General features: G+C 63.0%; 5 protein-coding genes. 1 reads left to right on the forward strand and 4 read right to left on the reverse strand.

Annotated elements, in window-relative coordinates; all coding sequences use genetic code 11:
• Positions 1-10: 10 nt before the first annotated feature.
• From PSDT_RS06125 to PSDT_RS06140, 4 genes are all read right to left on the reverse strand, one after another.
• Positions 11-817: a GNAT family N-acetyltransferase gene (locus PSDT_RS06125; protein WP_006290185.1), complete on the reverse strand. Its 807-nt coding sequence runs from the start codon at positions 815-817 to the stop codon at positions 11-13.
• An 80-nt stretch (positions 818-897) separates the two neighbouring features.
• On the reverse strand, positions 898-1,938 hold the full coding sequence (locus PSDT_RS06130) for an aldo/keto reductase (protein WP_006288808.1): 1,041 nt from the start codon (positions 1,936-1,938) through the stop codon (positions 898-900).
• 88 nt (positions 1,939-2,026) lie between these two features.
• Positions 2,027-7,051 (reverse strand): ATP-dependent DNA helicase, encoded by a 5,025-nt coding sequence (locus PSDT_RS06135; protein ID WP_006288807.1) that lies wholly within the window; start codon positions 7,049-7,051, stop codon positions 2,027-2,029.
• Positions 7,052-7,063: 12 nt separating this feature from the next.
• A complete protein-coding gene (locus tag PSDT_RS06140) occupies positions 7,064-11,881 on the reverse strand; it encodes a PD-(D/E)XK nuclease family protein (protein ID WP_006288806.1) in 4,818 nt (1,605 codons plus the stop codon).
• A gap of 311 nt (positions 11,882-12,192) precedes the next feature.
• On the opposite strand from PSDT_RS06140, the gene PSDT_RS06145 reads away from it, so the two are divergent.
• Positions 12,193-13,620, forward strand: coding sequence for a PucR family transcriptional regulator (locus tag PSDT_RS06145; RefSeq protein WP_006290183.1), 1,428 nt, complete (start codon positions 12,193-12,195; stop codon positions 13,618-13,620).
• The last annotated feature ends 12 nt before the right edge of the window (positions 13,621-13,632 follow it).

Consider the following 13,632-nt stretch of genomic DNA (forward strand, 5'->3'; position numbering starts at 1 on the left):
GGGCACAGGCTTAATCCGACAAATCCTCCGAAGGCGACCCCAGATAGGTGAACTTATCCAGGGGCTCCCCCAGAGGACCGGCCACGCCGATCCTTTCCTCGATGCGGAGCATCCCCCGGTATTCGTAGAACATGTAATTGCAATCCGTATCCGTATACAGGAAGTAGCGCTTCACCCCGGCCTGATCCAAAAGGTCCAGCATGGCCAGCCACAGGCTCTTGCCCACGCCTTGGCCGCGGACGGATTTGTCGACGATGAAAAGGACCACCTCCGCCTCGGTATGGGATCGATGCTGGTCGTAAAGACGACGGGTGTCGCGGTCGTCCTTCATGATGCTGTCCGCGTAACGGCCCCCGTCCGGCACCCAGGAACGCAGGAAGGCGACGTGATCGCGGTAAAGCCGGTCCTGACCCGCAAGGGCGGGGTGGGCATGGGGATCCAGGACGAAGACGTCGGCCAGGATGACCCCCACCGGCCGGCCCGCGACCTGGGCCACCAGACCGTGGGTCGATTTGAGCAGGTAAAAGAGGAAGTCGAACTTCGCCGCCTGGAGCCTGCGCTGGGCGCGGGATTCCTCCCAGGCCTGGTCTCCCCGACCGGCGGGGTCCCCCCTTTCTGGGTCGGAAGGCAGGTCGGCCTTGAACCAGGTCTTTTGGACGATCCGGGCCAAGGGATCCACGTCCTCCTCTTTCAAAGGACGTAGGACCAGACCGGGGAAGGGCGGAAGCCCCGAAGCCAGGTCCGGGGTCGGGCCCAAGGTCGGGTCCGAAGTCGGGCACGGATCCGAAGATGGTTCTTCATTCTTGATATCGGTCATGATCCTCCTTATCGGCGAGGGATGAGGGACAGACGAAGGAATCCGCGCCGGGTTTGACGCAGGTGGGCGGAGGGGAATCATCAGTTGGCGGGGGCGATCCGGTCAATGGCGGCCAGCTCCTCCGGGCTGAAGGAGGTCTTCTGCACGGCCTGGGCGCAATCCAGGATCTGAGCCGGTTTGGAGGCCCCGATGATGACGGTGGAAATCGGCCCATCCACCCCGTTGCGCAGGATCCAGGACAGGGCCATTTGAGCCAGGCTTTGCCCGCGGGAGGCGGCCAGGTCGTTCAAGTGGAGGATCTGCTCGTGCCGGGAGGCCACATCGGACCGGTGGAGGAAGCGGGGATCGTGGCCCACCCGGCTGTCGGAGGGGATGCCGTCCAGATAGCGGTCGGTCAGCAGGCCTTGAGCCAAAGGCGAATAAATCGCCAGGCCAATCCCGGCCTCTTGAGCCACGGACTTGAGGCCGCCGGACTTCTCCCCGGTCTCATCGGACTCGATGTGACGGTCGAAGATGTTGTAGCGGACCTGGTTGATGACGAAGGGGGTCCCCTGTTCATGCAGGATCTGCGCCGCCCGGGCGGTAGTGACGGCGTCGTAATTGGAAATGCCGGCGTAAAGGGCCTTGCCGGAGCGGACCGCCTGGGTCAAAGCCCCCATGGTCTCCTCCAAAGGGGTGTCCGGGTCCATGCGGTGGCTGTAGAAGATGTCCACGTAATCCAGGCCAAGCCGCCCCAAAGACTGGTCCAGACTGGCCAGCAGATACTTGCGGGACCCGAAATCCCCATAAGGACCAGGCCACATATCGAAGCCGGCCTTGGTGGTGATGAGCAGCTGGTCGCGGTAAGGCTTGAGGTCCATGGCCAGGATCCGGCCGAAATTGCGCTCGGCAGCCCCATAATCAGGCCCGTAATTGTTGGCGATGTCGAATTGGGTGATGCCGGCGTCGAAGGCGGTCCGGCACATGGCCCTCATGATGGAGAAGGAGGAGATGTCTCCGAAGTTATGCCACAGGCCCAAGGAGATCTGGGGCATCTTCAAGCCGGAGCGGCCACATCGCGAATAAGGCATCCGACCGTCATAACGATTCTTGTCAGCCACATAGGCAGGCGTCAGATCCATACCAGCTCCTTTGCTCGAAAACCTCATGAGTGATAAACATTTTAGCGCCGGCCGTTCCGAAGTCGTCAGGAATCGCCGGCAGGCGGCCTTATTCGTCCTCGACCTGAGGAAAGGCGGCCGTATCGGGGTCGGCCTGCGCCTCGTCATCGTCCAGGAGCCCTTGACGGATGCGGGCGACCAAGGCCGCGGTCAAGGCCTCCTCGATCCGTCGGCGGCTGCGATGGGGGCAGACGATAGCCCGGTCCTCCTTCCGTTTTTCCCCGACGTAGTAGAGTTCGGCGTCGATGGAGTCGATGTCGATCCCCATAAGGTCGGAGAACATGAGCCGGTAGATGTCCAGCTGGGCCAGCTTCTCCTTGACCTGACCGGGGTCGGTCGGCTTGTGGCCGGTCTTCCAGTCCACGATGGTGAAGGTCTCCGGCTTGTCCGGATCATCCAAAGAGCCGTAGAAGACGGCGTCCAAAGAGCCTCGGAAATGATGGCGGCCCCCCCGCCCGTCCTCGATGGTGTCCGTGATGGACTGTTCCACGGCGAAGGCCGGGCGGCTGGCCCAGACGGAATGAATCAGGTTCTTCTTCCAAGCGGTCATGCGGGGGGAGGGTGACAGGTCCGCCACCTCCTCGGCCCCTTCTCCCCTACCGGTCTGGGCGGCGCATTCCAGCTCCACCTCCTCTTTTTGCCGCTGACGCAGGGTGAGGATTTCGCCGAAATCCACCCGGCGGCCGGCGGAGGAGGACAGCGAGGCGGGGAGGATGAATTCCTGGGCCCAGGCATGGAAATCGGTCCCGGCTTGGGCCAGGTCTGAGGTGGCCTGGGGCATGGGACGATAATAGGCTTCGGCCGCGGGGGCGGATGCGGAAGATGCCGCCTTGCCTATGGCCATCTTGGTCTTGTCCGCTTTGCCCTTGGTCTTTTTGCTCTTTCCGTCCTCCTGCGATTCCTCCTCCAATTGATGGCTGAATTCCTTCTGGATGGCTGTCACATTGACCAGGCCATTCGTCAGATAGTCGGCGAAAGAAGAGGAGGCAAGGGAAGAGAAAGAGGACTCCCCGGAGCCTCTCCCCTCCTGCCCGGGGACGAAGGAGGAAGACCGGCGCCAGGCCCTGGTCCGCAAGGCGGCCTGGGCCAGGGGACCATCAGTCAGGGTGCCACCAGTCAAAGGGACAGAATCAGCAACCAGCCCGCTTCCGGCCTCCCCCGGAGAGGAATCCGGCTGATCGGCGGATGCGGAAAGACCCATCTCCTGGACCCGGCCCCGGGCCGCGCGCACCATCCGGGCGCTTGACTCCAGCACGTAATCGGTCAGGGAATCCTGCCTCATGGGCCACAAGAGGGGCCGGTCCACCACTTGGGAGCGCAGGGAATCCTGCAGAGCCTCCCCAACCACTTGGTCGCGGAAACGGGGACCTTCCAAACCCAGGAAGAAGCCCACCGGCCGGACGCAGGCGTCCTGCTGGGGAAGGCTCAGGGACGAGGTGTCGGCCACGACCAGGACCGGATCCTCCTGCTCCAAACGGGAGTAGGCCCCGAAGAGTTCCAGCCAGAAATCCGAGGCGAAACGGCGCAAGTCCATGGCCTGGGAATCCAGCCAAGCCCGCTTCCGGCCGGGGTCGACGGCCGGGACCCGCCCTTCCTCTTGAGCCCTGGCTCCACCACCGGCGGCGGGAGGATCGATGAGGCCCAACTGCAAAGCGTCACTCACCGTGGTGAAGTGGACGGAGTCATAAAGGCGGTCATCCACCTTATTGACCGCGCTTTCATATGTGGTCAGGAAAAGGTCGTACTCGGCCCGAGTGAAAGCCACATAGGCCAGACGGCGTTCGTCGTCCAAAAGGGCTTGTCCGGTTTGGGAACGCAGACTCATGGGTCGCTTGGAGACCGGCTCCAAGCCTGGGGAGTAAAGCTCCCCGAGGGCGAGGCTGATCTTCTTCTTGATTTGGATGAGATTGCCGGTCGCTGATTTCTCTTTGCCGGTCTTGGTCCTCTGAGGGGTCAGGAGCCGGTCCAGCTCCTTCTGATCGCCTTCGGCGGCGGCCCGCAGGAGATAATCAAGGGCGGTCTCCTGGCGGTCTGAGGCGCCTTTCTTGCGCAGACGGATGCGAGTCTCCGCGGTCGAGACGGCTTGGGAGGTCTCGTCATCGGTCAAGGCCTTTTCCAAGGAATCCACGTCGGCGAAGGCCCCTGCCAAATGGGAAGCGTCGGGGAAGGCCGGGAGCAGGCTCTTATCCGCCCTGACCGGGGTGGGGACGGCGGTCGGGGTGAAGACCCAGGACTGGGCTTCGGCCGAATACACAGGGTCCTTATATTGACGCACCGCTTTGATCCGGCCCCATTCGGCCCCGTCGCGGGCCAGGGCCTGGCGACCGGCCGGGTCCTCCCTCAGACGGTAGCCGTCGTCGGCGTCGGCTTGGACCAGGTCGGCCAAGAAATCCTCATCCAACAATCCCCAGGCAGCTGCACTTGCATCTGAACCTGCATCCACAGCCATACCTGCATTCGTATTCGTCCGAGGCAGGACGGTGGCCTTCAGATGGTCCCCCTGATTTGAGGGGAAGACCCCTTCCACCATCCCGCCGACGGCCACGGCGTCCCATTGCAGCCCTTTGGCCTGATGGATGGTCATGACGACCACGTCCGGCTGAGGTCCGTCCTCCTGCTCGAGGGAGACCGGGGAATCCACCCCCGGATTCTCCTTGTTGGCGTTGAGCCAGGCGACGAAGCCCTGGATGCTGGCCGTCTGCCCTTCGGCGATCTCCTGATGGTAGGTCTGGGCCAGGGAAAGGAAGGCGGGCAGACAGGAGACGGGGACGAAGCCAGGCTCCCAGGAGGCCTGATCATCAGTCTCCCTCTTCCCCGCCCGGATCCCGGCTTTGATGGCCTGGCCGACGGCGGAATCCACATCCAAGGTCAGGGCCCGGGCCGCCGTCTGCAGGATCTCCTCCATGGGTTGGTCGAGACGATTCTTGACGGTCATGATCACGACCGAGGCCTTCCGCAGGCGGCTCAGGGCTTGCGGGCTCAGACCGGACCGGAAGGGCGAAGACGATTCCAGCAGATCCCCGTCGGTCAGAAGGTCCGTCAGATAAACGCCTGTGGGCAGGCAGGCCTTCAATTCCTCGACCCGGGTCCGGACCTGCGGGGGAAGATCTCCGTCGCCTTCAAGACCGAGCAGGGTCCTCACCGCCGAATCCTTGTATTTCTGGTCGGCTTTCTTGGCCAGAGCCGCCAAGACGATCAGATCCTTCTTGGCCAGGCCGAAACGGGGGGTAGCCAATAGGCGCAGAAGTGCTGAGCTGTCGGTATGGTCGGTGACCACGGTCAACAGGGCCAGAAGGTCCTGGGCGCCAGGGCTCTCCCAGAGCGACTGGTCCCCCACCACTTGGTAGGTCAGCCCCTGCCGGGTCAGGCCTTGCAGGTATGAGTCCATATGCCTCTTCGAACGCAGAAGCAGGGCTACATGGGTCTTGTTCAGCTCCCGCTGATAATCGGTCTGGCTCATGGGCTCACCGGACGACTCCGCAGTCCGCTTCCGGCGCTGGACGCGATCGCGGGCCCGAGCGATGGCTTCTTTGGCGAACCGGGCGATCCCATCGGCCTCCTGGTCCATGGTCTTGTAGGCCATCAGACCCAGGACGGCCTCCTCCTTCGGGTCGGTCGGTTCGAGCTTTTCGACCGGGACCTCTTTCCTGACCGAAGTGGCCGTCCTGCCCAAGGGGTCGGGGGCCGGCCGCCGCATGCCGGCCGTCAACCGGTTGGCCGCATCCAGGATGATGGCCGGGTTGCGCCTGGTGTAGGTCATCTTATGGATTTGGCTTTCCTCCATCCCGTAATCGTCCAAGAACATGGCGAAAGCCCCGGGACTGGCCCCTCGCCAGGCGTAGATTGATTGGAAGGGATCCCCGACGGCGGTCACGAAACTGACCAGATCTTGGGCTCCGGCAGGCCTGGTCCCCTCCCCCGGCCTGAGGGGCTTATGGAAGAGGGCGTTGAGGAGCTTGGCCTGCGTGGTGGAGGTGTCCTGGTATTCGTCCAGGAAGACATGCGAGTATTTCTGCCGGAATTCCTGGCAGATCCAGGGGTAATGGGCGACCAGGCGGAAGGCGCCGATGGTGAAATCGCTGAATTCCACCAGGCCCTGGTCCTTCTTGGCTTGATCATAGGCGAGGACGAAATCCACCAGCATCTCCCGCCGGCGGGTGACCTTGAGCAGACAGTCGCACAGATTGGCCTTGTCCGTCAAGGCCTTCAGCCGTTCCTTATATCCCTTGACTTCCTCGGTCCTCTTGCTGAGGTCCTCAGGTTTGGTCTGGTCCAAATCGGCCAAGGCCTGGTCGACCTTCTCCTTCATGGGACCCACAAGGCGGGAGAACTCCTGATCCCAGGCCCGGATCCGACCGATGGCCGCCTCCACGGTATCGCACTCAGGTCCGATCATGGAATTGCCGATTTCAGCGTTCAAAGCCAGGGTGTCTTTGACCAGGCCGGGGAATTTGCCGATTTCGGAACTGGTGGAATCATTGCCGTCCGACCCGCCAGACCGCCCGTCCTGCCCGGGCCGTCCGAAGGAATCGGCTGGGCCGGAGAAATCGAAGGAGGCGCCGGACGAGGCGGAATCCGTCCCGGATCCGAAGTCCTGCGCATCGGACGAAAAAAGATCCTGGGCGTACTGGGCCACATGCTCTCCCACCACTTCGGAGGCCAACTGATAGGCCCCGGCCTGGCTGAGGGGGGCGGCCGACCCATCCAAGCCGACCAAGGCCCCGTATTGGCGGACGATGGATTGGAAGAAGGCGTCGTAGGTGGAGACGGTCGGGTGAAGGAAGCCGGCGTAGCTCAAGCCCGGCCGGCCGGCAGATTGGTCGGGGGAAAGGGAGGAGGTCTCTTTGGTCACCCGGTCCAGGAGTTCCCCGGCCGCCTTGCGGGTGAAGGTCAGGCCAAGGATCTTATGAGGGGCCACCCCATCGTCTGTGATGAGTTTGGCTATCCGCTTCGTCATCACATAGGTCTTGCCCGATCCGGCCCCGGCTACGATGAGCAGGTCCTGGTCGGCGGGAGCCTGGATGATGTCTTCCTGCTGTTCGTTGGCTTGCTCAGCCGCTGTCCTTTCGCTCATGACAGCCCCCTTTTAGTCCTCGTTCCTTTGATGCCTTCGGATCCTTTGATTCCTTTGGGCCCTTTGGCCCCCTTGATTCCTTCGTCTGCGCGAGTCGTCCCTCTCCCGCTCCTGCATGACGGTGGGGATGAAGCCGGAACAGGCAGGACAAATGTCCTGATGACCAGGGTCCCCGCCCCGGTAGGAGCAGTAGGTCAGATGCCTGCTGCGGGGAGGATGGTTGGACAGGTCCAGCTTATCGGCCAGATCAAGGCTGGCGGCGTAGAAGACCCGCCCGATCATGGCCAAGGCCCAGGTGGTCGCCGGCCCGTGGATCTCATCGGCGCTCATCGACTGGTCAGCCAGGATCCGCTTCCATTCCTCCTGCCTCGTCCCATCGGGCCGGGGCAGGCGGGACAGGTCGGGCAAGGCCTCTTCCCCATAAAGGATGCTCCCCCAGTTCTTGTAATAGGGCCGGGGCAGGAGGGCTCCCTTGGAGGCCGGCCCATGGGCGATGGCCCCGTCTTCGAAGATCGCCGGCTGGTAAGTCAACTCAGGATAGAAGGAGGAGGCGTGGCGGGTGGCGTCCAGGTCGATGCTTCCGTCCTCTTTCAGGACCTCATGACCTCGGCAGGCGGGCAGGGGGGACAGGGCCAGGGGGAAGAGGTCGGCCTGGGCCAAAGGCAGGGCGGACGAAAGGAGGGCCGACCTGTCTTCATCGCTGCGACCTTGGGCCTTCCGGACCAGGTCCTTTTCATTCAGGCTTTTCTGGGGATTCCGGTCTTCAAAGACCAGACCCAGTTGGTAGCAGATGAGCTGGAGGTCGTTGAAGGTGTCTTTGGAGACCAGGGAATGACCGGTCTTGTAATCGATGATGCGGACCACCTTCCGCTCCAAAGGGCCGGCTGGTCCATCCTCCGCCACCAAACGGGTCTCCAGCCGGTCGATGCTCCCCTTCAGGCAGATCACGGTCTGGTAGAAAGTCTCCATGAGGGCTTCTTCGTAGGGGACCCCGTCAACCGAGTTCCGACGGGCGAAGGGGAAGCCTCCGACCAAGGCGTCCAGCAGATGGAGGAAGGTCCGCCGGCTGACCGGGGTCAGCTGTGGACCGCCGTCGACGTCCGGAATCCGGTTATAGGCATAGCGGATGTCTTCCATGGTGAAATGGGCGGTGAAGGTCCTTTCCGTCTCCGTCTCCAGCAGCTTGCCGATCCGGGGTTGGAAGCCGTCATGGTCCCGGGCGTAAGAGCTCAGCTGGGATTCCAGGAAGTAGAAGGCCATCCTTTGCAGGAGGGTCCGGGTTCCGGCGTCATTGGATAATGCCCGGTAGACCTCTTCGGTGACGTGGGTGTCGTCGATTTCGGCCTTCTCCTCTTGGTAGATGGCCATAAGCCGATTGGTCAGCTGGGTCAGGATCTCCTCTTGCCCGCCGACGGCCGCCTGCCGGTATTCCTGGCCATAGTCCTTATCCAGACCTTGCTCGGTGGCGATCTGAGCGACTTTATGGATGAGGGTCCCGTAGGAAGTGGCCACCGACGAGTCGGAAGGCCCGTGCATCTTGCGGTCCAGCAAATAGCAGACCGGGCAGGACCAAGCGGAATCCACGGCAGATGGGGACAGATAGACGGTACGGGGTTCGTTCGCGACTTCCTCCCCGGCCATCTGGGAGGGCCCTCCCCCGCTTGCATCGGACGGACCCGGGGCCTGGAGGAGCTCCTCCTCCTGCGGCTCCTGATCATCCTGGTAGTAGAAAGACCAGGAGGAGGGGTCGGCCTCTTCTTCGTCAGCCAAAAGGGCCATGGCCTGGGCCGCGTCCGTCAGTCCCTGGTCCTGGGCGACGGCTGGGATGGCGCTGTCTTCGCCGTTGGAATCGGAATCGGCTTCATAGGCGCGGGCCAACCGATAGGCCATCCGGCTGCGGGCCTGCAAGAGGATTTCATGGGGGCTGACCGGCTCCTGATCCGAGGAAAGCCCTTCCCCGCCACGGCGGCCTTCCTCCTGTCCGGTCCCTCCTTCCGGCGATGCCGGGGACTCCAGACCGACCTTCCCCGGCAGGAAGACGGAGAAGAAATCGGACGGCCCTTCGTCCTCGCTTTTGATCGCCGTCAGGAAAACCTCTTTCCTGGCCCGGGTCACGGCGAGCAGAAAACTCTTCTTCTCGTTCTGCAGGAGGTCGAGCATGTGGGTGGAATAGCGGTCCTGGGGGTCGAGGATCTTCCCCTGGAACATGACGTCGGCCAGATCGTCGGCGGCGAAAAGCTGGTCGCGCAAGGCCAGGTTCGGCCAAATCCCGTCCTGGACCCGGGGCAGGAAGACATAATCCCAATGTCCTCCGGCCGCCCCGGCAGGGGTGAGCAGGGTGACGGCGTTGTTCACCGGGGCCTTCCTGGCCAACGAATCAGCCGCTATGTCTTGGCTGCGGACATGACGGATGAAGTCGTCGATCCGCCGGATGGAGGTCCGCGTGCTCTGGGCCTCGGAGAAGAGACGGACGACCGTATCCAGCCATTCGTTCGCCTGGGCCCGCACGGTCTCCTCCTTACTGTGCAAGGCCAGATCCCTCCACTGGGCCTGACGACCGGTCAGGGCGAAGGCCCGATCCAAAAGGGCGACCGGCTGGTCCTGCAGAGCCCCGCTTCCTTCGCCGCCTGCCGCCTTGCCTGTGGCCGTCTTACCCCTGGTCCGGCTTTGACAGGAACGGATGTCGATCAGAAGGCGGAGGCAGTCCCGCCATGTCTTTTTGTCCTTCCGGGGGGCCAGACGGGTGAGGAAGCCGCCTAAGGCCTGAGCCTGCTTTTCCGGGGTCATCAAAAGCTGAAGGAAGATGGTCTGCTGGCTGGAGCCGGCGAAAGCGTCAGGCTCGGGTCGGGCCTGGCCGGATTCGGCCGGGTCGGGACCCCCATCCTCCTGTTCGCGACGGGCTTGCAGGCGATCGCCTTTCCTGGAGTCGGATTCCTTCACGGCCTCTTCCAGCCAGGAACGCACGGCCTCCACTTCCGCCGGAAGCGGGCCTGAATCGGCGGAGGGGCCCCGGTCGACCTGGTTGACGATGGAGGCCAGGGCCTTCAAGACGGAATCGGCCGATTCGGCCCCGTGGACCATCCCATAAGGCCCACGCAGGTAATCCAGGAAGGTTCGATAAGCGGAAAGGGCGAGCTCATCCAAGGATCGGAGGGAAAACAGCTGGCCCAGATCGCCTTGGCTCAGTTGGGACAGTTCCAGGAAGTCGAACAGCCCTTCCACCGCCGGGCTTTGGGAGAGGGGCAGGCCTACCTGGGCCAGGCGGACGGCCACGTTCTCCTGCCGCAGGGCGGAAGCGTAGGTGGACAGCTTCGAGCGGTCATGGCAGATGATGGCCATGGAGTCGTACGACTCGCCTTGGACCAGGTGCAAAGAGAGGATCCGCCGGACCAAGGCCGCGGTCTCCTCCCTGTCCGACCCGTAAAAACGCGCCTGGGCCGGGGTCGCATCCCCTTTGATCTTCCAAGGCCGGCTGCCGATGCCTGCGTCCCTTTCCTGGGATGAGGCGATGGACAGGCTGATCCGGGAGGCCAGGGAAGGGTCCTCCGGCTGGGAGTCGGCCCCCTGGTCACAGGCCGGCTGGGGCAGGGTCACCTCTTGTGCCCCGAAACGCCCCAAGCGGCCGGAGATGAAGCCTTGGCCAGGGATCGGGGAGGATTCCTTGGGGCTTTGGGGCAAACGGACGCTGAGGAATTCGGGGAAGGACCCGCGGAAGGTCTGGACGGCCTCATCCGGGCAGGTGATGAGGACCAGGTTCACCCCGCAATCCTGCAGCTGGCCCAAAAAGGCGGCCCCGGCCAAGGTCGTCTCCTGATAATCGTCCACGACCACCAGGCGGGGCAAGGCCCGCCCGATGGAGGACAAACGTCCTTCCTCCTTGATCCGGGCCAGGGACCGCTGGGTCTGCCCGTACAGGTAGGACGAATCCACGTTGAAGGTCCCCCTGCTGGCGTTGAGGTCTTTCATGGCCAGGGCATACTCCCGCCGCAATTCGAAGGCCACCGACCAGGCCTCCTTCAGCCTCAGGTTGATCCCGTTCCCGGCCACCCGCCCGATCTCCTCCTTCAGGTCGTGCCGGACGCCCAGCTCATTCATCCGGGCGAAAATGGACCGCAAGGAAGCGGCGAAATCGTCGTTGAGCTGCCGGTCGAACAGCTGGCTGGCCTCGGCCGCGGTCAGGTCCGAACCCCGGGCGGCGGGTCTTTCATCCTCTCCGCTCCCCTGCCGCCTTTGATACGAATCCTCCTGGAAGAAATCCCTCAGGCTCCGGCAGGTCTCGCACAGCTCCCCCTGGCGGGCATGGTCCTGATGCCTCTTCAAGACCTGGTGGATGAGGGCATCCTGGTCGGCCGCATTGAGATAGCGGGGGAAAGCCTTCCCCTCCGCCGCCTGGAGGGCCACCAGGATGGAATAGGCCAAGGCGGGCAGGGTCTGGGAGACACGGGGTTGGGCCGAAACGTCGATCTTCCCCAAAAGATAATGGCTGGATTCCTTGGCCTGCCTGCCGCTGGCCGCCACCAGGGCGACCGCGTGGTCATTATCCGGCCCGACCACCAGCCTACCGGTCCTGGCTTGGTCGGAAGCCATGATTCTCAAGGCCTGCAGTGCCGCATCACGGGCCAGGGTCGTTTTTCCGCTGTTGGGCGGGCCGTAGACGGCCAGAGCACGGCCGATCTCCCCCTGAGAGGTCTCCGCTGGGCCCTCCCCCGTCCCGTCGAAATCAGCGGCCCGACCAGCCTCAGAGCAGTCGCCGGCATGGGGGCCCAAGCAAGCCTGCAGAAAGTCGAAAACGCGCGCTTCCTCCTGGTCGAATACGTCGTCTCTTGCCATATCAACCCTTTCCTATGCCTGTCCTGCTTACAGCCTACTCAACCCGAGGCACCAATCGACGGCCCCACGACTTTTGTCGGTCACCTACAAAAGTCCTTGGAAAGCCCTTCCTTCGCCTGAATCATCTCTGACCGGTCCGGGGCTTGATTTCGCACCGCTTGCCTCTATAATGGAAGACGCGGGAGTGATAGCCCGGGATTCCTTTTGGAGTTTCCCTCAAATCCCCCGTTCCGAGAGGCGGGGGAAGACCATAAACGGGGAAGAAGGGACACGGACAGTATCTCTTGATTGCCACTTGACGAGGTTTGAGGATGACGAACACCGAACGGGATGATAAGGAAGCCGCAGGCGGATCGATGATGGACCGGCTGGCGCATAAGGTTGAGAATCCCAGCCTCAGCCCGGACATGGCGGCCAAAGCCCGCCAGCTCTTCAGCATATCCGAGGAAAGGATGATTAAGAACCTGCGCTGGTACCGGAACCTGAACACGGAGGAACGGGAGTTCCTGAACCTGATCACCCTGACCGCCATCGAAGACTACCTGGCCTGGGCCACCCAGCCGGAACCGGTCAAAAGCAGGGAAGAGATCAACGCCGACCATCTTTTCTCCATCGCCCCCATCGAGACGGCCCGGGCCATCAGCTTGTCCAACGTCCTGGAAGACACCCGGACCGTGGTCAAAGTGATTTCGGAGAACATCTCCCTGATCGCCCCCGAAGGCAAAGAGCGGGACTACTATGAGGCCGTCCTCTACTATTCCCGGGAAGTGGCCTTCTCGGCGGCCAGCGTCTACGCGGAAGTGGCGGAGACCCGCAGCCGCTGGATGGCCCGCGAAGAAGGGCTGGTCATCAACTCCCTCCTGGACCACAACCTGGACCTCTCCCTCCAATCCCGCATGAGCATCTACGGGTGGGACAACGGCACCCGCTTCTTCTCCGTGGTCGGCCGCTTCCGCTCGGACGTGCATTCGGAGATCATGGCCGGCTTCTACCAGACCCAAGCTCAGGCGGCCATCCGCAAACTGGGGGTGGAAGCCCTCATGGGGACCCACACCAACTCCTTGTTCATGGTCTTGGTCGGAGGGAACAGCGACGACCATTTCCACGAAATCCTCGACATTTTGGAGACCCTGTTCAGTAGGGAGGCCTGCATGTGCGTAGGGCCGCGGTCCTACGGCTACGAAGGCGCCTCCCACAGCATCCGAGCCGCCTATAACGGCTATTTCGCCTCCGCCGCCGTCATGAACCCTTCGCGTCCCATCTACGCCGACGACCTGATCGCCGAAAGGGCCCTGTTCGGGGACGTCGTGGCCTTCCGCCAGCTTTACGACGTCTATCAATCCATCAGGGACGCTTCAAAAAACGGGGATCTGATCGAGACTTTGGAGTATTACCTCCTGGAAGGCTCCTCTTTCGAGCGGACGGCCGAGGCCATGGTCATCCATCCCAATACGGCCCGGTATAGGCTGAGGAAGGTGACCGAGTTGACCGGCTGGGACCCGACCGATCCTTTAGACGCCTACGCCCTGCGGTATGCGGTCAAAATCGGCCGTTACGAGGATTCCCTGAAGAACCAGGGGCCTTTGATGGTCCCCCACCAAAGCAGCCGGTCCGGCCGGTCCTGGGAGGAGAACGAGAATTTCACCGGGGCGATCAGCTCGATCCTGCAAGCCCAGTCCCAGGATTCTCCCGCTTTGGACGTGCATATCCACCATCCGGCGGAAGCGAGCGCCGCTTAAGTTCGCAGAGCC

This window comes from Parascardovia denticolens DSM 10105 = JCM 12538 (assembly GCF_001042675.1).
In the GTDB taxonomy this organism is placed as follows: Bacteria; Actinomycetota; Actinomycetes; order Actinomycetales; family Bifidobacteriaceae; genus Scardovia; species Scardovia denticolens.